Raw genomic sequence first — 20,401 nt, forward strand, 5'->3', positions numbered from 1 at the left:
GCATATCTTTTCCGTTTCGTTACCCCGATTTTTGGCTCCAACCGTATTATTCGGGGTGATATACAAAGATAATCAAAAGCCCAACAAGTTCTTAATGAACAAGTTGGGCTTTTTCTGAATGGCCCTATATAGTATAATGTTCCGCAATTTTTAGTTTTTCACTTTTCACTTAATCTTTTATGTCTTATATGCCTGTATGGTCATAAAACAAAAAAGCACCCATTTCTGAGTGCTTTTTGCGGTCCGGACGGGACTCGAACCCGCGACCCCCTGCGTGACAGGCAGGTATTCTAACCAGCTGAACTACCGGACCAAATTTCTTTATTTTAACGGACTCTTCAGCGACCCTCCCGACGTGTCGGGATATTCTAACCAGCTGAACTACCGGACCAAATTTCTTTATTTTAACAAGCCCTTCAGCGACCCTCCCGATATGTCGGGATATTCTAACCAGCTGAACTACCGGACCTTTTTACTTCCTCCCGGCCTTTTCAGACCTCGTTTCCGTTTTGGTGGTGCAAAGATAGCAGCCCGATTTTATTTTACAAAATCAGGCGAAGAAATTTCTCGGAGTTTTTTTGCGGTTTTTTATAAGCGCTTCTCCGACAAATCGTTAGGCCACTTTAATTTTTACAAAAATCTCTGCTTCATCAAAATCTACCGCACGCGCGCCGCTTACTTCTTCCTGAATCTCCAGGCTCAAAGCCTGTACTTCACTGCAGATATAGGCGGAGTGTCTGGTGATGGCCCGCGAAATTTCCTCATCGCTGTCCTGCAGCCATATATTGATCTTATCGGTTACCTCAAAGCCACTGTCTTTCCGAAGGTTCTGGATACGGTTCACAAAATCACGGGCTATTCCTTCCTGCTTCAGGTCTTCGGTCACGTTGATGTCCAGCGCCACGGTCAGACCACCTTCTACGGCCAGCAGCCAGCCGGGGATATCCTCCGTCAGGATTTCCACATCACCCAGGGCTATATCAAAGCCCGAAAGCGAAACCGTACCGGCCGATTCCAGCGTTTTCAGGGACTCTGCCGCCATCCCGGTGATGGCTTCCGCTACTGCTTTCATGTCTTTTCCGAATTTCGGCCCCAGGGTCTTGAAATTGGGCTTTACCTTTTTCTTCAGTATGCCCGAGTCGTCGGTAATAAATTCGATCTCCCTGATATTGACTTCGCTCATGATAATATGGGCCACGCTTTCGATCTCCTCTTTCACGGTACCGTTTAAGGCCGGGATCAGGATCTTCTGCAGCGGTTGCCGCACTTTCAGCCCGCTTTTCTTTCGCAGGGCGTGCACCATAGAGCAGATTTTCTGGGCCAGGGCCATGGCCTCTTCCAGCTCAGCATCTACCCATTCGGGCTCATAGGTATGCCATTCGGTAAAATGAACCGACTCGTACCTGAACGGTGTATTTTTCTCAATAGATTCTGCTCTTACGTTCCGGGTCAGGTTCCTGTACAGCCACTCGGCATAGAACGGCGCAATAGGCGACATCAGCTGTCCTACGGCACAAAGCGCATGCTGCAGGGTCTGGTAGGCCGCCCGTTTGTCATCGGTCAGCTCACCCTGCCAGAAACGCCTCCTGTTCAGGCGAACGTACCAGTTAGACAGGTCGTCGTTCACAAAATCCTGGATCAACCGCCCGGCTTTGGTCGGGTTGTAATTGTCAAACTCTTCGGTTACCTCTTTGACCAGGGTGTAGATCCGCGATACGATCCAGCGATCCAGCTGAGTCAGCTTTTCACGGGGTACCCGGTTGAACTGCTCGATGGTGTAGTTATCGAGGTTAGCATAGAGGGCAAAGAAATTATAGGTATTGGTAAGGGTACCGAACAGCTTGCGCTGCACTTCCAGTACGCCGTCAAGGTTAAACCGGAGGTTATCCCAGGGTTCGGCGTTCGTGATCATATACCAGCGGGTAGGATCGGCGCCATATTTTGATAATGTCTGGAACGGATCAACGGCATTGCCCAGCCGTTTCGACATTTTATTGCCGTTTTTATCCAGCACCAGCCCGGTAGAAACCACGTTTTTAAAAGCTACCGAGTCAAACAGCATACCGGCAATGGCATGCAGGGTGAAAAACCAGCCACGGGTCTGGTCTACGCCTTCGGAGATAAAATCGGCCGGGAAAGCCTTGTCAAAGATTTCCTGGTTTTCAAAAGGGTAGTGCCATTGGGCGTACGGCATGGCGCCTGAATCGAACCATACGTCGATCAGGTCGGCCTCGCGGTACATCACCTGGCCTGAGGTTGACACGAGGTAGATCTCATCTACATAGGGGCGGTGAAGATCCAGTGAAGGCTTGTCGGCCGCTGCGGCCAGGAACGCTTCGTTTTTCGCTCGTTGTCCGTCTGAAAGAACATGGGTATCCAGCGCATTTTTAACGCTTCTCACCAGCTCATCGATGCTGCCGATGCACACCTCGTCGTCTTCGCTTTTCCAGATGGGCAGGGGAGTGCCCCAATACCGGCTGCGGCTCAGGTTCCAGTCTACCAGGTTTTCCAACCAGTTGCCGAAACGGCCGGTGCCCGTGCTTTCCGGCTGCCAGTTAATGGTTTTGTTCAGCTGGGCCAGCTTATCTTTCGCCGCCGTGGTCCGGATAAACCAGGAGTCCAGAGGGTAATACAGCACCGGCTTGTCGGTACGCCAGCAGTGCGGGTAGGAGTGCTCGTAACGCTGCACATTGAACGCCTTGTTTTCGGTTTTCAGCAGGATGGCAATGCGTTCGTCTACCGACAGGTATTTGTCGCGGCCCTGCTTTTGTTTTTCGGCTTCAAGCTCTTCTGCGGTATAATAGGCCTCTTTTACATATTCCAGGGCGAAATCGGTTACTTCTTTCACGAAACGACCTTTCCGGTCCACCAGGGGGGCATCTTTGCCGTTTTCGTCTTCGACCAGGATCGCCGGAATGCCGTTCTGAGCGGCCACACGGTAGTCATCAGCACCGAAAGTAGGAGCAGTGTGCACGATTCCGGTACCGTCTTCGGTGGTGACGAAATCGCCGATGATCACCCGGAACGCCGCCGATTTCGGCTGTACGTAAGGCATCAGCTGCTCATATTCTGCTCCTTCCAGCTGAGCCCCTTTCCAGGTGCCGAGAACCGTCCAGGGAAGGATCTTTTTATCGGAAGCTCCGAAGCCTTCAAAATCGCCGTCTTTGCCTTTTTCGTTAAAATATTTTCCGATCAGGTCTTTGGCCAGGATCACGTTAACCGGGAGAAAAGTATACGGGTTAAACGTTTTTACCAGCGCATACTCAATGCCTTTTCCAACGGTGAGGGCGGCGTTGGAAGGCAGGGTCCATGGAGTGGTGGTCCAGGCCAGGAAATACACGTTATCATCTCCCGCCGCATCAAAAAGAAACTGCGAGCGCTCATTTTTTATCGCCTTAAACTGGGCGGTGAGCGAAGTGTCTTTCACATCCTTATAAGTACCCGGCTGGTTCAGCTCGTGCGAGCTCAGGCCGGTGCCTGCTGCGGGCGAATACGGCTGAATGGTATAGCCTTTGTAAAGCAGGCCTTTGTCGTGCAACTTTTTCAGCAGGTTCCATACCGACTCAATATAGGAGCTCTCATACGTGATATACGGATCATCCATATCCACCCAGTAGCCCATTTTATCGGTCATATCCCGCCAGATATCGGTAAAGCGCATCACCGCCTCGCGGCATTTGCGGTTATATTCTTCCACGCTGATCTTCTTGCCGATGTCTTCCTTGGTGATACCCAGCTCTTTTTCCACCTGCAGCTCTACTGGCAAGCCGTGGGTATCCCAGCCGGCCTTCCGGTTTACCTGGAAGCCGCGCAGGGTTTTGTAGCGGCAGAAGATGTCTTTGATGGTACGGGCCATCACGTGGTGAATGCCCGGAATGCCGTTAGCCGATGGCGGACCTTCATAAAAAGTAAAGGCAGGAGAGCCCGCTCTTACTTCAATGGATTTCTCAAAGATGTTATTCTCTTTCCAAAAAGCTAATATCTCGTCTGCTATTTCAGCGTAGTTGACCGACTTGTATTCCGGGTATTTCATTTCGTCAAAAAAATTGGCTGCAAAGTTACGATTTTTTGAAAGAGATTCTGGAGGAAATACCCGAAAAAGCAGTAGCTTTCGTTATATTTGTTGGAGAGGAACAGATAAAACCGTAATTATTTGTGCATGAACTCTATGCAGCGGGACTTTGTTTCTATATAAAGCAATTTATATCATGACCAGAACACTCACCATAAACGTACCGGAAGGAGAGGTGGAATTCCTGACCCGTGTTTTGAATAAGCTTGGGGTGGAAGTAAAGGAATCGTATGATCCGGAATTTGTAAAAAAAGTAAAAAAGGCCCGCAGTAATGCGAGAAATGGAGAATATGTTACCATAAAGGATACCAAAAATATATGGGAAAGTATTCTATCCGAGTAGAAAAAAAGGCCATAAAGGATCTCGAAAAAATATATAAATCAGGTAATAAAGGGGATATTTCAAAAGTAGAAAAAATATTTCAGGAACTGGAAGAGCATCCGAAAACGGGTACCGGTAAACCTGAAGCTTTAAAAAATGAATTAACCGGTTTATGGTCCAGGCGCATTAATAAAAAAGACCGCCTGGTGTATGAAATAGCAGATATGGAAATTGTAGTGATAGTTCTTTCCGCACAAGGCCACTACTCCGACAAATAGTTTATCTCCCCGGGCCTGTTTTACATCTATAAACGGATCTTTTATTGATGATTTTCAGTACTTTATATAATCTAGGAATGACCCTGGCTGCGGCCCTGCTCCCCGTTGGCAAATTACTGGGAAAAAAAGCCCGCCTGCTCATCGAAGGGCAGGAGAAGATCAACCCGGAGGAGCTTGCGGCATGGAGGAATTCCAGAGAAAAAGTGATCTGGTTTCACTGCGCTTCCCTGGGCGAGTTTGAGCAGGGAAGACCTGTGCTGGAGGCATTCCGGGAGAAAAACCCGGAGTATGGCGTGTTGCTTACCTTTTTCTCGCCTTCAGGCTACGAGATCCGGAAAAATTACCCGTTGGCCGATTTTATCTGCTATCTGCCGCTGGATACGGCCCGCAATGCCTGGAAATTCGTGGCAGCCGCCCGCCCCGATATCGCGGTATGGGTGAAATATGAATTCTGGCCCAACATTATCGGGGAGATCAGGCGGTCGGGGGCACGACTGATCGGGATTTCGGTCATCCTGCGTAAAAAACAGGCTTTCTTTCAACCGTGGGGAGGCTTTTTCCGGGAAACATTGTACCGTTTTGATCATCTTTTTGTCCAGAATCAGGCTTCGGCTGAGCTGCTGGACTCGATTGGGTATACCCGTTACCAGGTAGCCGGCGACACACGGTTTGACCGGGTGATTGCTACGGCGAAAGATACTTCAGAAGTACCGGGAATCAGAAGGTTTATTGAAAGCAATCAGGGTTCATCCGGGAATCCGCCGCATCCGGAATTTGACCCGGAACGGTTCTCGTCTTCGCTCGAACTGACAGATGGCAACTCATCCGGTACACCCGACCCGGAACGGTTCTCGTCTTCGCCCGAACTGACAGATGGCAACTCATCCGGTACACCCAACCCCGGACTCTCTACCCGGAACTCTCCACCCGGAACTCTCCACCCGGCACCCGGAACGAAAGTCCTCGTCGCCGGCTCCGTCTGGCCCGAAGACATGGACGTGCTGAAACCCTTCATGGCCGCCCATCCCGAAATGAAGTTCATCATTGCCCCGCATAACATCAAACCGGAGCAGATAAGCCGCTGGATCGACGAAACCTCCGGGCTGCGCTATTCGGAAATTGACCGGCACAGCTGTGAAAATATACTTTACATTGACAGCATCGGCCTGCTGGCCCGCCTGTATAAATATGCCGGTTACGCCCTGGTAGGCGGAGGTTTCCGTACGGGCCTTCATAACATCCTGGAGCCGGCGGTTTTCGGTATACCGGTTTTCTTCGGAGACCGGAAATACAAAAAGTTCCAGGAGGCGCTTGACCTGCTTGACCTGGGCGTGGCTTTTACCATACACGGTACGCTGGAAGAGGTATTTGAGGGCCTGGACCTGGCTGAAATCCGCCGGAAAGCCGACGCTTACCTCAACCGGAATACAGGAGCCACGGGTAAGATCCTGGCCTATCTTGAATCCTGACCCGCATCACCACTTGTATTTACAAAGACACTTTTGAATGCGCAGGCTTGCCCACGTGAGGGAAAACCCTATTTTTGCTGAATAAAAAACCCTCATCGAATGAAAAGCAGACTACTACTTATTCTCCTGGTGGCCCCGGTGCTGTCATTGATGGCCCAGGATTTCGATTCGTATCTGAAAGATACCCGGAAAGCCCAGGGCTTTTTCACGTATTATGTTCATGAAGCAAAAGGAAAAATCTACCTGGAAGTGGGAAACACCAACCAGGAATTCCTGTATTATTCCAGCCTTTCAAGAGGGATCGGGTCGAACGATATCGGCCTGGACCGCGGGAAGATCGGTAGCGGGAAGGTCGTAAAATTCATACGCTCGGGCAATAAGCTTCTGCTGACCGAGCCCAACTATTCTTACCGGGCCACGTCACCCGACAGCCTGGAGCAAAATGCCGTCAAAGAGTCGTTTGCCTCATCGGTACTTTTCGGCTTTGAAGTGCTGGCCACGAAAAACGGCGTTGCCCTGGTTGATTTCACCCCGTTTCTGCTGAGAGATGCCGTTGGAGCTGCGCAGGCCATCACGGCTACCCGGCAGGGTAGCTATTCTTTCGATGCCTCCCGGTCAGGGCTGTTCCTGGAGATGTGTAAATCTTTCCCTGAAAATACGGAATTTGAAGCGATCGTTACCCTTAGCGGAACTAACCCCGGTCCGTACCTGAGATCGGTGGTGCCCAGTCCGGGAAACGTCACTATGCACCAGCATCACTCGTTGGTAAAGCTCCCCGAACCTGGTTTTAAAAGCCGTGAGCTGGATCCGCGGATAGGCTATTTCGGAACATCGTATTTTGACTATTCTTCCCCGATAGATCAGCCCATTGAGAAGAAGCTGATTGCCCGCCACCGCCTGGAAAAGAAATACCCGGATCAGGCCGTTAGCGAGCCCGTAAAACCTATCGTGTATTACCTTGACCCCGGTGTGCCTGAGCCTATCCGCTCTGCACTGTTTGAAGGCGCCACCTGGTGGAACGAAGCTTTTGAGGCGGCCGGGTTTAAAAATGCCTTCCAGGTGAAAATGCTTCCGCCGGATGCCGACCCTATGGATATCCGGTACAATGTGGTACAATGGGTGCACCGCAGCACACGGGGGTGGTCATACGGCAGCAGCATCACCGATCCCAGAACGGGAGAGATCCTGAAAGGAAAAGTCACCCTGGGCTCGCTGCGGGTGCGACAGGATTACCTGATTGCCCAGGGGCTTACGGGTGATTTTGACTCCGGAGAGGAGCAGCCGCAACTGCAGAAAATGGTGATTGACCGCCTGAAGCAGCTTTCGGCACATGAAATCGGGCATACGTTGGGCTTACCGCACAATTACATTGCCAGTGTGGCTTCGCGGGCATCGGTGATGGATTACCCGCATCCTACCCTGAAGATAACCGACGGCAAAATCGATCTTTCTGATGCGTATGCCGCGGGCATCGGCGAATTTGATAAAATGGCGATCCGCTGGGGTTACCAGGAATTCCCGGCCGGAACCGACGAGAAGGCAGCGCTGAATAAAATAACAGAAGAGGTGATCGCGAAAGGCTACCTCTTCCTGAGCGACCAGGATGCGCGTCCTGACGGGTCGGTGCACCCGCAAACCCACCTGTGGGATAACGGGGTAAATGCCACTGAAAACCTGAAGCATGTTATGCAGGTGCGCAGGCTGGCCCTGAGAAACTTTGGGGCAGCGAAAATCCCGGCAGGCACACCGTATGCCAACCTGGAAGAAGTGCTGGTGCCGGTTTATATGCTCCACCGTTTCCAGACACAGGCGGCAGCCAAGGCCATTGGCGGCGCCTACTATTCTTTTGGGGTAAAAGGAGATAAGCTGCCGGTGTATACCCCGGCACCGGCCAAAGAGCAGAACGAAGCCTTTGAAGCCCTGCTTTCCACGCTTGATCCTGACTTCCTGGCCCTTTCGCCTGAGCTGATGCGGCTGATTCCGCCGCGGGCATACCGTTTCGGAGCCAATATGCGGGAAACATTCCGGCGGCATACGGGCATGACGTTCGATCCGTTGGGGCCTGCCGAGGCATCGGCCCAGCTGACCCTGAGTCTTTTGCTTAACCCGGACCGGGCCTCACGCCTGGCCAGCCAGAAAATACTGCAGGCAGACCTGCCTTCGCTGGGAGACGTTCTCGCTAAGACCACCCGTACCCTCTGGAAGGCGCCGGGACTGGCCGCAAGCGACTACAAAGGGCAGATCAGGCGGGTTACAGCCATGATGTACCTGTCAGAGCTCATGAAGCTGAGCCGGACCCCTTCGGTATCCATAGAAGCAAAAATGGAAGCTCTGAACGCTATCCGGGACATCAGGCTGCTGACGGCACAGGCCAATACGGGACTTAGCCGGATGGCCCTGGACCTGATCCGCAGGTTTGAAGAAAATCCGAAAGAATTTGAGCCGGAAACCTTCTTTGTTGCCCCTGACGGGCAGCCGATCGACCAGGATTATGACTGGTTGGGAGTGGAATGTAACGACGACTGAGATTAAATATTAGTTCCGAGTGGTTAGTTCCGAGTTGGTCTACTCACTCGGAACTAGCCACTCGGAACTAACCACTCGGAACTAATGTACTCGGAACTACCATGAAAATAACTATTGTAGGAGCCGGAAACCTGGCAGGCCACCTGGCCCGGGCGCTGGAACGGGTCGAAGTGGCGGTGAATGAGATTTACGCGCGCGACATCCGGAAGGCCGCCGCCCTGGCGGACGGGCTGTATGCCGCTGTGCCCGTTAACAGCCTGGATTTCTCCCGGAGTAGTTCAGAAGTCTTTTTTCTCTGTGTATCAGACGATGCCCTGGAGTCGGTAGCATCGCAGATTCTGCTTCCTGACGGCGCTATCCTGGCCCATACTTCGGGTGCCCGGCCGCTGTCGGTTCTTGACGGGGCCCTTTCGCTGTACCACGGCCGGCGGGTAGACTGCGGGGTGTTTTATCCGTTGCAGACCTTTACGCAGGGTGTGCCGCTGGATTTCAACCGTATCCCCATCCTGGTAGAATCAGAAGATAAAAATGCGCTTGCAGCGCTCACCGGCCTGGCCAGACGCTTATCGGGAAAAGTGCTGCAGGTCAGCTCAAAAGAGCGGCTGGTGTACCATGTGTCAGCCGTATTCTCGTGCAATTTTACCAACCATCTCTGGGCATTGTCAAAAGAGATCCTGGAATCAGAGAACCTGGATTTTGAACTACTGAAACCGCTGATTGCTGAAACGGTAAAAAAAATGATGCAGGCCGGGCATCCTGCCGACGTGCAGACCGGCCCGGCCATCCGGAAAGACCGGCGTACCCTCGAAGCCCACCTTGCTTTCCTGGCAGATGATGAAGACCTGAGCAAAGTGTATTCTACCCTTACCGAAAGTATTTCTGACTGGCACAGACCGGAATAAGAGTTTTTTCGTAATTTCGTAGTTCGAAAGACTTTCGTGATGCTTCCTAAAGTAATAGCAATTTCCAATCAGAAAGGCGGTGTAGGGAAAACCACTACCGCCGTCAATTTTTCGGCGGGTCTTTCAGTCCGTGGATATAAGGTACTGCTGATCGACACCGACCACCAGGCCAGCTGTACCGTAGCTTTCGGGCTGAAATCAGAATTTGACAACCGGAGCATCTATGCTGCGCTGGTGGGGCTGAGCCCTATACAGGACTGTATCATTCCCACGGGCTATCGTAACCTTGACCTGATCCCGTCTACCCACCACCTGGTAGGGGCGGAGATAGAGATGGTGAACTTCATTGACCGGGAGTACAAGCTGACCGAGAAGCTGGAACCCATTAAGCCGCTGTACGATTTCATCATCATTGATTGTCCGCCCTCGCTGGGCATTGTACCGGTGAACAGCCTGCTGGCGGCTGACTCCATCATTATCCCGCTTCAATGCGAATTTTTCGGGATAGAAGGGCTGGAGCTGATCCTGGGTACCTTAAGAATTATTCAGAAGCGGCTGAAACCTTCGCTGTACGTAGAGGGTATCCTGCTTACCCTGCACGAAACCGAAAACCAGCTGTCGGCCAATATCCTGAACCTCATGCGGGCCAATTTCGGCGACCTGGTGTTTGATACCTATATCCCGCGCGATTCTGCTTTTATCGACTCTACCGCCCTGCAGGTGCCGGTTATCCTTTCTCCTGAAAAAACGGCCGGGGCCGAAGCCTACGACCGGCTCATTCTTGAGTTCCTGGAAAAGTATAACCTGGGCAAGATGAAGTTCTGATCACAGCTGTTCGTCATCATCTTCGGGCTTCAGCTCTCCGCTGTTAGGCGTGGTGTTGACCGGGCTGTTGCCAAAACCTTCATTGGCCGTTACCGCGCAGTCGCCGGCAATACGGATGGTGGGCGGTATCAGGAATTTGGTTTTCTTGTATTCTATATCCTTGTCTTCGTATACCTTCTGCATAAATAAGCCCCAGGCCGGCATGGCCATGCGTGCACCCTGGCCATACTGTATGCTTTCAAAGTGTACGGCCCGATCTTCGGCACCTACCCATACGCCACCGATCAGGTCCTGGGTCATGCCCATAAACCAGGCGTCGGAGTAATTGGAGGTTGTACCTGTTTTGGCCGCTATTTCGTTCCCGTCTATCAGGCCGTAGCGTGACAAGCCGATGGCTGTTCCGCCCGGAGCGGTAGCGCCCCGCATCAGGTGGATCATCTTGTAAGCGGTTTCCTGGCTTAGCACCTCTTTCTGAATAGGGAAATATTCTTTGATCACCTCGCCGTTCTTGTCTTCGATCCGCACCAGCACCATAGGTTCGGTGTAGATACCGCGGTTGGCAAATACGGCGTACCCGCTCAGGATCTCGTATAGCTTGACATCTGAAACACCCAGGCTCAGCGAAGGCGAGTTGGCCAGCGGGGTCTTGATGCCCAGCTGCCGGGCGTATTCAATTACCTTATCCGAGCCGAACTCCTTGATCAGTTTGGCGCTGACCGTGTTTACTGAGGCCCCCAGGGCCTGCCGCAGGGTGAGGTCGTTGTAGGTATACCGTCCGTCGGCGTTCCGGGGGGTCCAGGAAGGGCTGCCGGGAATATGGAAGGTCACCGGCTCGTCTCTTACGCGGTCACAGGTAGAAAACCCGTTATCAATGGCCGTAACATACACAAAGGGCTTAAAGGTAGAGCCTGGCTGCCGGGCACTCTGGTATACGTTATCAAATTTAAAGTACTTGTAGTTGATGCCGCCTACCCAGGCTTTCACGTTCCCGTTGCGCGGGTCCATGGCCAGCATACCGATGTTCAGGAATCGTTTATAATGCCGGAGGGAGTCCATGTGTGACATCACCGTATCGCGTTCTCCCTGCCAGGTGAATACCCGCATCGGCATTTTTTCGTTCATTTTGGCATTGATCTTTGCCTCATCATTGCCGTACTGCCGTTTCAGGCTCTGGTAATAGCCGGTTTCCTTTGCCCGCTGTTCAATGAAATTCGGGTATTCTTCGTATTGGGTGTTGGATCCGGGCCTTAATTTCAGCCAGGGGTTCCGGCCTTTGAAATGATTGTCAAAAATGGCCTGGTAATTTTTCATATGCTCCATCATGGCCTCTTCAGCGTAACGCTGCATGCGCGAGTCGATGGTGGTATAGATTTTAAAGCCTTTGGTGTAAAGATCGCTTTCCGAATAGCCCAGCTTCTTCAGCTCTTCTTTCATAATGCCTTTCAGGTATTCCCGGAAATACCGGGCCAGCCCGTAGTTATGACTCTCGGGTGAATAATCCAGCACGATCGGGATGGCCATGAGCTCTTTCCCCTGCTCAGGGGTAATCTTGTTGAACCTGACCATCTGGGAGATCACCACATCCCGTCTTTCTTTTGCATTTTTGGGAAAGAACTTGGGGTTGAAGCGTGAAGGGTTCTGGATCATACCCACGAGCAGGGCCGATTCTTCCGGCTTCAGGTTCTCCGGGTTCTTTTTAAAATAGGTTTTAGCCGCTGATTTCAGACCATAGGCCCCGCTGCTGAACTCAATGGTGTTCAGGTACATGGTCATAACCTCGGGTTTGGTATATCTTCTTTCCAGCTTGATGGCCGTGATCCACTCCTTGAGCTTGATAAGCAGCACCCTCATGCCGGGAACCTTGTAAAGAGGCCCTTCGTATGAATCATCACGCCGCAGCTTAAACAGGTTTTTGGCCAGCTGCTGGGTAATGGTGCTTCCGCCCCCTTTCCGGTCAAAGGTCAGTACCCCGCCTACCACCCGCAGCATACTGCGGGCATCAATGCCCGAATGCATGGCAAAACGGACATCCTCTGTGGCCAACAAAGCATCTTTAAAGTTTTCGGGAATCTCCGGATAGGTCATGGTGCTCCGGTTCTCAAAGAAAAACTTCCCGATGATCTTGTTATCGGAAGAGATGATCTCTGAAGCGATCTCGCTCTTGGGATTGTCCAGGTCGTCTACGGAAGGCATCTTACCGAAAAGCCAGAACAGGTTCAGGTTCAGGGCAATAAGAAAGAGGGCTGCTGCGGAAAGACCGTAGAAGAGAATTTTATAGGAAAGCTTGATCAGACTTTTGTATTTACCTGTGCTGAAACGTTCAAAGAATCTCATCTTACAGGGCGTGCTGGTTGGTTAGAAAAGTAAAGTTAATAGTTAAAATGATTTCCGTATTAAACTTATTGTCTAAAAATGGAAAATATTACAGACTTATATTTTCATGCGGGGCAGCGGACTGATGCCCTGATCCACGAAATTCCCGTTAAGGTATTGGTAATGAGCGGCCATCGCAATCATACCTGCATTGTCTGTACAGTATTGAAAATCAGGTATGTATATATTCCACCGTTGCTTTTCTGCTTCCAGTTCCAGCGCTTTCCGCAGCCCGCGGTTGGCTGAAACACCCCCCGCTATGGCGATTTCACTGACCCGGTATTTTTTGGCGGCTTTCCGAAGCTTGTTCAGCAGCATCCGGATCAGCGCATGCTGGTACGAAGCGCAGATGTCGCGGATGTTCTCCCGTACAAAATCTTCGCCTTTTTCCTGTATAAAATACAGCAATGCTGTTTTTATCCCGCTGAAAGAAAACTTCAGGTCAGGCATCTCCGAAAGGGGAAAAGCAAAGGCTTCAGGATTCCCTTCGGCCGCCAGCCGGTCTATCTGCGGGCCACCGGGGTAGCCCAGTCCCAGCATCTTGGCGGCCTTATCAAAGGCTTCCCCCACTGCATCATCGGCCGTTTCGCCCACCACTTCCATGTCAAGCGGGCCCCTGACCAGCACCAGCTGGGTGTGCCCGCCGCTAACGGTCAGGCATATAAAGGGAAAAGCCGGTTTGGGCTCATCAATAAAATGCGCCAGCACGTGCGCCTGCATATGGTTTACTTCTATGAGCGGAATGTTCAGTCCCAGCGCCAGCGCCTTGGCAAACGACGTGCCCACCAGCAGCGAGCCCAGCAGGCCTGGTCCGCGGGTGAAGGCCACGGCAGCAAGATCAGCCTTCTGCACGCCGGCATCGGTGAGGGCTTCCTGTACCACGCGAACGATATCCTGCTGGTGCGCACGGGAAGCCAGCTCAGGCACCACACCACCGTATTGTTCATGAATGATCTGCGATGCCACAATGTTATTCAGGATTTTTCCGTTCTTAATAATTGCAGCAGAAGTCTCATCGCAGGAGGATTCGATGGCCAGAAGGGTAATATCGTCGTTCATTCGTTTTTTAATATCGGTAAAAAGTAAGATTTTTGCAGATTCTGTCTTTACAGGGACAAAAGTAATAAAATACTGTTGAAGCGTATAATAAGCATAGCGGTCAGGATTCTTGCCTACACCCTTATAGGGGTGTTTTCTCTCCTGTTTGTTGCTTTTTATGCCTTGCAGCTCCCCGAAGTACAAACCCAGCTCAGTAACAACGCCATGCACTGGCTGAGCGGGAAGCTCGGCGGGAATGTGTCGGTCAGCAAGGTCAGGATCTCCTGGTTTGACACGGTGGTGTTTGAAGACCTGAACATCAAAGACAACAAAGACCGCAACATGATCTATGTGCGGGAAGTGTACGTGGATGCGAGCACCAATCTGAACTTCAGCCTGCGAAAAGCGTTTGACTATGACTCCCGGCAGGGGTGGAGGTCCCTGAAATTTACACCGGGTAAAATGGTCAGCTTTGACAATAACCTCGACTTTGTAACCCTCAACAACCCGGAGGCCCGTTTTATCCGCGACAGTACCGGCATGCTGAACTTCGATTACTGGCTGCTGGAGATTGACAAGCTGACGAAGAAAGAGAAAAGGGGGAAGAAGCCGGTAAAGCCTTTTACGCTGGATAACCTCAACATCAAAGACGGGATAATCAGCATTGTGACCGAACACAGCAAGAGACACACCGACGGAACCTTCGATTTTGCCAACTTTGAATTCCGCGACCTGAATGCCCGCCTTGAGAAACTGTCGTTTAAGCGGGATACCGTACTCCTGGTCTCGAAGAACCTTTCTGCCAACGACGGCTTCAGCGAGCTGAAGATCAGGAATGCCACCGGGCGGTTTTTTCATTGCCGGAAAGGCATACGGCTCGATAACTTCAGAGCCCACCTGAACGACTCGGAATTGCAGAACCGGGTATATTTCAGCTATAACCGCCCTTCTGAATTCGGTGATTTCTTTAATAAGATTCATATTGATGCCGACATGCGCAATTCGGTGCTGCAGGCAAAAGACATCGGGCTCTTCATACCTGTCATGAAGAACTTTAAAGAAACGTATAAGATCACCACGCGGCTTAACGGCACCGTGGCGTCTCTGCAGCTGAAAGATGCCACGCTCGAATTCGGGCAGGGCTCACGCATTACGGGAAATGCCCGGCTGACGGGGCTGCCCGGGCTGAAGACCACCCACAGCGTGCTTGACCTGAAGCCTTCGGTTCTCCTGGCAGCCGATATTGCCCAATATTCAGCCAATGCCGGTTTCAGGAAATACATTTCAAAAGTAGAGCGCCTGGATTTCTCAGGGAGCTTTAACGGCCTGTACAACGATTTTTACTCGCGGCCGCGCCTGGTTTCTCCGCGTTTGGGTGAAGTGGTGGGTGAGGTAAAGGTGAAGGCCAAAGGCCAGCTCGAGTATTCGGGAAACCTGGTGGTGAACCAGTTTAAGGTGGGTGAGCTGCTTGATAACCCCCAGCTCAACGAGATCACCTTTCACGGCAAGATCAACGGCCTGGGGCGTGAGCTGGAAGAAGCCCGCGTGCACCTCGACGGGCACGTGACCAACATGGACTTTAAAGGGTACCGCTACCGGAACATGGATGTGAACGGGAACCTCGGCCAGTCGCTTTTTGACGGCAAGCTGAGCATTGACGATCCCAACATCCTGGCCGATATTGAAGGGAAAATAGACTTCAACCGCGAAGTCAATGCCTTTAATATTGAAGGTAACGTGGGGTATGCCAACCTGAAAACCCTGGGCTTCACTACCCGTGATTTTATGCTCCGGTCACGGCTTAATTTTGACTTTAAAGGAAACCGGCTTGACGACTGGCTGGGCGAAGCCAGCTTTTATAATTTTGAGCTGCGTGAAAACGATAAAACCCTGAAAGTAGACTCCATGTATTTCTTCTCCGACCTGATCGGGAAGGAGCGGAGCTTTAAGATAGAATCTGAATTTTTTAACGCCGGAATCCGGGGCGATTTTGTACCCAGCCGGTTGCTGACAGACGTATCTGATTTTGTGTCGGAGCACCTCATGTATTTCCAGACCACCGAAGACGAGCGGATGGCCTATTATTCCCGGAAAAAAGAAACCCATGATTACAGTACCGAAAATTACCGCTCGGTATTCAGCGTGCGTTTTAACCGGCCCGCGCCTTTCTTTGATTTCTTTGCGCCGGCGGTTTATGTTTCCAGGAATACCCGCATCAACGGGCGATATGAGGCCGGCCTGAACAGCACGCTGGAGATTTCGGGCGATACCGACACGCTTTCGGTAAAAGGAAACGAGTTTTATTCTACTTTTTTTGACTACTATGCCACCAAAGAAATTCTTTCGCCTGTGGTGGTCAACAAGATCCGGGTGAAATCAGCCCGGCAGAAAACCGGGAACAATGTGCTTACCGAAGAGCTGGTGGTGAATGCCAACTGGGAAGGGACCAACACTATTGATTTCCGCACATTCATCACGCAGGAAAACTCGGGCAGCCTGATCGACCTGCGCGGAAAGCTGGACTTCTACCAGGAGGGATTCCGCCTCAGCCTTCTGCCCGATCAGACCATTGTTAAGCTGATCGATATGGACTGGGCCTTTGCGCCCGATAACCGGATCGATTTCAGGAAAAGATACATTACCTTCAATAACTTCACGATCCGGGGCGGTGACTCCCAGTACATCGGGCTGAACGGCTCGCTGTCGAGCAACCCGGCCGATGCCCTCACCCTGGACGTGAACGAATTTAATATCGAGAACCTGCTGCCCTTTGTCAATGTAGACCTGCGGGGAATAGCCACCGGCAACCTGCGGGTGCAGAATTTCTTTACCAACCGGCTGTACGTAAGTAACCTGCACGTGACCGATTTTTACTACAAAAAAAGCCTGGTAGGTACAATAACCACGTCAGCCCTGTGGGATGAGCCCAACGACCGCCTGAAGCTGGAAGGAAGCGTGTTCCGGAACATGGAGGAAATTCTTAAGCTCAACGGGTTTTTTACGCCCGGCAAGGGAGATAAAGGACTGGCGCTGGACGGCAGCCTGCGCAATGCCGATATGGAGATGTTCCTGGGCATGACGGGCGATGTGTTTTCATCGCTCAAAGGAAAAGCCAACGGTAAATTTAAGGTCAAAGGTACCCCGCGGCACCCCATTTTTAACGGTGAGGTGGATATAACAGACGGCTCGCTGAAGGTGGCGGTATCGGGTACATCGCTTTATTTTGAAGATAAGATACTCCTGACCGACAGGGGCTTTGTGCTGCCTGAAGCCGGTGTGCAGGTACGTGATGCGCCGGCCGGCAATACCGCACGGCTTACCGGCGGAATCTACTACCGGAGCGGCCCCGGCTTTACCATTGACCTCCGGGCAGACATCAACAGCCGTGCGGGCTTCAGGATCATGGATATACCGGCTTTTGCCAACAATTACATCTTTGGTACGGCCTATGTAAACGGTGATGTGAACCTGGGCGGCGATTTTGATAACCTGCTCGTATCCGGGAACCTGAGCAGCCGCGAGGGAACGGCCATCACGATCCCCACCGACGGGGATACCCAGATAGATACCCGGCAGGAGGGGATCCCGTTTCTGAAAAAGGCGGTTCCGGCAGACAGCAGCCTCCTGACCGTACGCCGGAAGAAACCGGCACTGAAAACCGGCGGAGTAACGCTGGCCTTCAACCTGACGCTCACGCCCGAAGCCCAGGGAGAAATTATTTTTGACCGGACCAACAACGACGTGCTCAGCCTGTATGGCGACGGCCGCCTGAGCGTGCTGTACGACAGCCGCGGGGAGTTTACCATTAACGGCCCCTACAACGTGCGGGGCGGGAAATATTTTTTCAGCTTCCAGAACCTGGCCTCCCTCCGGCGGTTCGACATTGCCGATAACAGTAAAATTACCTTTAACGGCGACCCGTTTGAAGCCATACCCGATATAAAGGCCACGTATACGGCCAACATTTCGCTCAATAAGGTTTCACCCCAGATGACCAATTCGTCGGCGCGGTTCCCGGTGTATGTTAACGTATTTCTGACCAACCGGCTGCTGAACCCCACCATTCGTTACGACATTGAATTTGACCTTAAGCAGATTCCTATCAGCGGTCAGACCGATATTCTTGCCTTTGAGCAACGGCTGAGCAACGATGAGCAGCTGCTGAGCCGGAACGTTTCGAGCATCCTGGTATTCAACGAGGTTTTCCCGGATAATAACCTGGCCGACGCCCTGACCCAGCAGTTCCTGATCGATAACATCAGCAGCCTTCTTTCCAACCAGATCGGTAACCTGGCCAATAAGCTGAATCCCAACCTGGAATTCGGCGTTCGCTTCGGTGATTTCCGGGAGAATATCCTGAACAACATGCAGCTTGATTTCAGCTACAAATTTCTCAATAACCGGGTGAAGCTCAGCGGTAAAGGAGCCTTTGTGAACAGCCTGGAAAACAGTATCAGCCTCAACACCAATACCTACGGACAGCTTTCGGTAGGTGGCGAGCTGGAATACCTGATCTCAGACGACGGGGCGTACCGCTTCAAGCTGTACTCGCGCAGCGTGCCTACCAACTATTATGTATTTTATTCGCAGGGAAACGTGGTAGTTTCCGGCGGAAGTCTCATTATTTCGAGAAATTTCAATTCGTTCTTTAGAAAAAAGGAATACAGAAGCATACCTTTGGGGGTGGGTTCAAACACCAAAAGAGACAGTACAGGTCAATTGACAATTGACAATTGACAATGAAATTCCGGGTAGTGAGTAATTGGCAACTTCATCCGGAACTATATACCCGGAACGAATATGAAACAAAGAAGAAGATTACCGGAAAACAGGCGGAAGAACCCGGAGCAGTTGCTGGAGTTCCAGCAGTCTTCACATATCGTGGAGCTGGAAGCCTCTGTGCTGGGCGGGGTCATCCGGGAAAAAGATGCGCTCACCATGGTCATCGATATCCTGAAGCCCGACAGCTTTATATCGGATAAGCACGAAGCCATTTACCAGGCTATCCTGCTTCTCTTCGGCAAATCGGAGCCGGTAGACCTGCTGACCATCACCAACCAGCTGCGGCAGACCGGTGAGCTGGAATTTATAGGCGGGCCCGCCTACCTGGCCCGTATTACCGCCCGGAGGGTATCTACCCATATTGAACGTGACGCACGTATCATCCTTCAATACGCTATTCAGCGCAGCATTGTGCGCATCATGGACGATGTGCTGAACAAAGCCCGGGAAGACACCACCGATGTGTTTAACCTGCTGGATGCCACCGAGCAAAGCCTGCGTGACATCCAGGAAGGCAACCTGAACAAAAATATTCCCGACCTTCAGCTGGTGGTGCAGAAGGCCATCCAGGAGCTCAAAAATAAAGAAGACCAGGAAGCCGGCGTGGCCAGTGTGCCCTCGGGCTTTCCTACCCTTGACCGCATCACCGGCGGATGGCACAATACCGAGCTGATTATCATTGCCGCCCGGCCCGGTATGGGGAAAACCGCCTTCGTGGTTTCGGCTCTGAGAAATGCGGCCATCGACTATAAGATGCCCGTAGCGTTGTTTTCGCTGGAAATGTCATCGCAGCAGGTAATGTACCGGCTGATCTCTGCTGAAGCGGAGGTAGACTCGCAGAAGCTGAGAAAAGGAGACCTGGAGACCGACGACTGGAAGGCCATTCACTCGCGGCTGAATAACCTCGACAATGCCCCCATTTACATCGACGATACACCGGCGCTCTCCGTGCTGGAGCTGCGTACCAAAGCCCGGCGCCTGAAGGCCTTTCACAATATCAAGCTGCTGATCGTGGATTACCTTCAGCTCATGACGGCCGGCAACGGCAAGACGGGAATGAACCGCGAGCAGGAGATTGCTACCATTTCGCGCTCTTTAAAAACCATTGCCAAAGAGCTGAACATACCGGTAATTGCCCTTTCACAGCTCAGCCGTTCGGTAGAGTCGCGCCCGGATAAGCGGCCCATGCTCTCCGACCTGCGGGAGTCAGGCTCTATTGAGCAGGATGCTGACGTGGTGATGTTCCTCTACCGGCCCGAGTACTACCAGTTTGAAGAGACCGAGACCGGTGAGAGCACCAAAGGCCTGGCCGAAGTGATCATTGCCAAAAACCGGAGCGGTTCGGTAGACAGCGCCAAGCTGAGATTTATCGGGAAATATACGCGTTTTTCCGAGTTCGACGGTTTCATTGCCACACCCGAAGAATACGAAGAACGCAGCGGGATAAAAACATTGGGGAGTAAGGCGAATAACTTAGGGCAGGGGTAGAGCAGCATCCCGACTTCGTTCGATGTGACAGTGCCCCGGCTTCGTTCGATGTGACCGCATCCCGACTTCGCTCGATGTGACAGCGTCCCGGCTTCGTCTGATGTGACCGCATCTCGACTTCGCTCGATGTGACAGTATCCCGGCTCCGCTCGATGCATCCCGACTTCGCTCGATGTGACAAAAAGCGACTGCCTTTGTCAGGGATATTCAGTAAATAGAATTGAAATCGGTTGTTGAATAATTTTTTGACAGCCGATTTTGTTTTTTTAAAGAAATGCTAGCCAGAGATTTTGCTGATGGGATACTATGTTGTTGTCAAGGGCCTT

The 20,401-nt window shown here is 51.8% G+C and carries 11 protein-coding genes and 1 tRNA gene; 8 read left to right on the forward strand and 4 right to left on the reverse strand.

What is annotated here, in order from left to right; translation table 11 throughout:
• Window positions 1-239: 239 nt before the first annotated feature.
• Together AB2U10_RS18730 and ileS are read right to left on the reverse strand one after the other, a co-directional pair.
• Window positions 240-313, reverse strand: a tRNA-Asp gene (locus AB2U10_RS18730).
• A 300-nt stretch (window positions 314-613) separates the two neighbouring features.
• Window positions 614-4,033, reverse strand: coding sequence for an isoleucine--tRNA ligase (gene ileS / locus AB2U10_RS18735; protein ID WP_367916615.1), 3,420 nt, complete (start codon window positions 4,031-4,033; stop codon window positions 614-616).
• 175 nt (window positions 4,034-4,208) lie between these two features.
• On the opposite strand from ileS, the gene AB2U10_RS18740 reads away from it, so the two are divergent.
• From AB2U10_RS18740 to AB2U10_RS18765, 6 genes are all read left to right on the forward strand, one after another.
• Window positions 4,209-4,415, forward strand: a complete 207-nt coding sequence (locus tag AB2U10_RS18740; protein ID WP_367916616.1) for a DUF2683 family protein — start codon at window positions 4,209-4,211, stop codon at window positions 4,413-4,415.
• Window positions 4,391-4,672, forward strand: a complete 282-nt coding sequence (locus AB2U10_RS18745) for a Txe/YoeB family addiction module toxin (RefSeq protein WP_367916617.1) — start codon at window positions 4,391-4,393, stop codon at window positions 4,670-4,672. The genes AB2U10_RS18740 and AB2U10_RS18745 overlap by 25 nt, the downstream gene beginning before the upstream one ends.
• Before the next feature lie 77 nt (window positions 4,673-4,749).
• Entirely contained in the window at window positions 4,750-6,141 is a 1,392-nt protein-coding gene (locus tag AB2U10_RS18750) for a 3-deoxy-D-manno-octulosonic acid transferase (RefSeq protein WP_367916618.1), read from the forward strand.
• Between the two features lie 99 nt (window positions 6,142-6,240).
• Window positions 6,241-8,667 (forward strand): zinc-dependent metalloprotease, encoded by a 2,427-nt coding sequence (locus tag AB2U10_RS18755; protein ID WP_367916619.1) that lies wholly within the window; start codon window positions 6,241-6,243, stop codon window positions 8,665-8,667.
• A 101-nt stretch (window positions 8,668-8,768) separates the two neighbouring features.
• Complete coding sequence (locus AB2U10_RS18760) at window positions 8,769-9,569, forward strand: Rossmann-like and DUF2520 domain-containing protein (RefSeq protein ID WP_367916620.1); 801 nt, start codon at window positions 8,769-8,771, stop codon at window positions 9,567-9,569.
• Window positions 9,570-9,608: 39 nt separating this feature from the next.
• Window positions 9,609-10,394, forward strand: a complete 786-nt coding sequence (locus AB2U10_RS18765) for a ParA family protein (RefSeq protein WP_367916621.1) — start codon at window positions 9,609-9,611, stop codon at window positions 10,392-10,394.
• Here AB2U10_RS18765 and AB2U10_RS18770 read toward each other — a convergent pair whose 3' ends face one another.
• Window positions 10,395-12,728, reverse strand: a complete 2,334-nt coding sequence (locus tag AB2U10_RS18770) for a penicillin-binding protein 1A (protein ID WP_367916622.1) — start codon at window positions 12,726-12,728, stop codon at window positions 10,395-10,397. It abuts the gene before it with no gap.
• A 96-nt stretch (window positions 12,729-12,824) separates the two neighbouring features.
• Window positions 12,825-13,826: a tRNA (adenosine(37)-N6)-threonylcarbamoyltransferase complex transferase subunit TsaD gene (tsaD, locus tag AB2U10_RS18775; RefSeq protein ID WP_367916623.1), complete on the reverse strand. Its 1,002-nt coding sequence runs from the start codon at window positions 13,824-13,826 to the stop codon at window positions 12,825-12,827.
• Window positions 13,827-13,901: 75 nt separating this feature from the next.
• Here tsaD and AB2U10_RS18780 point away from each other — a divergent pair, with 75 nt between their 5' ends.
• Window positions 13,902-18,542: a translocation/assembly module TamB domain-containing protein gene (locus AB2U10_RS18780; RefSeq protein ID WP_367916624.1), complete on the forward strand. Its 4,641-nt coding sequence runs from the start codon at window positions 13,902-13,904 to the stop codon at window positions 18,540-18,542.
• A 63-nt stretch (window positions 18,543-18,605) separates the two neighbouring features.
• A complete protein-coding gene (gene dnaB / locus AB2U10_RS18785) occupies window positions 18,606-20,075 on the forward strand; it encodes a replicative DNA helicase (protein ID WP_367916625.1) in 1,470 nt (489 codons plus the stop codon).
• Window positions 20,076-20,401 lie beyond the last annotated feature (326 nt).

It is taken from the genome of Leadbetterella sp. DM7 (assembly GCF_040829825.2).
Lineage (GTDB): Bacteria > Bacteroidota > Bacteroidia > Cytophagales > Spirosomataceae > Leadbetterella.

Excerpts from the sequence above, each read along its gene's own strand:
- ileS (WP_367916615.1), bottom strand. The coding sequence starts at position 4,033 with ATGAAATACCCGGAATACAAGTCGGTCAACTACGCTGAAATAGCAGAC.
- AB2U10_RS18740 (WP_367916616.1), top strand. The coding sequence starts at position 4,209 with ATGACCAGAACACTCACCATAAACGTACCGGAAGGAGAGGTGGAATTC.
- AB2U10_RS18745 (WP_367916617.1), top strand. The coding sequence starts at position 4,391 with ATGGGAAAGTATTCTATCCGAGTAGAAAAAAAGGCCATAAAGGATCTC.
- AB2U10_RS18750 (WP_367916618.1), top strand. The coding sequence starts at position 4,750 with ATGACCCTGGCTGCGGCCCTGCTCCCCGTTGGCAAATTACTGGGAAAA.
- AB2U10_RS18755 (WP_367916619.1), top strand. The coding sequence starts at position 6,241 with ATGAAAAGCAGACTACTACTTATTCTCCTGGTGGCCCCGGTGCTGTCA.
- AB2U10_RS18760 (WP_367916620.1), top strand. The coding sequence starts at position 8,769 with ATGAAAATAACTATTGTAGGAGCCGGAAACCTGGCAGGCCACCTGGCC.
- AB2U10_RS18765 (WP_367916621.1), top strand. The coding sequence starts at position 9,609 with ATGCTTCCTAAAGTAATAGCAATTTCCAATCAGAAAGGCGGTGTAGGG.
- AB2U10_RS18770 (WP_367916622.1), bottom strand. The coding sequence starts at position 12,728 with ATGAGATTCTTTGAACGTTTCAGCACAGGTAAATACAAAAGTCTGATC.
- tsaD (WP_367916623.1), bottom strand. The coding sequence starts at position 13,826 with ATGAACGACGATATTACCCTTCTGGCCATCGAATCCTCCTGCGATGAG.
- dnaB (WP_367916625.1), top strand. The coding sequence starts at position 18,606 with ATGAAACAAAGAAGAAGATTACCGGAAAACAGGCGGAAGAACCCGGAG.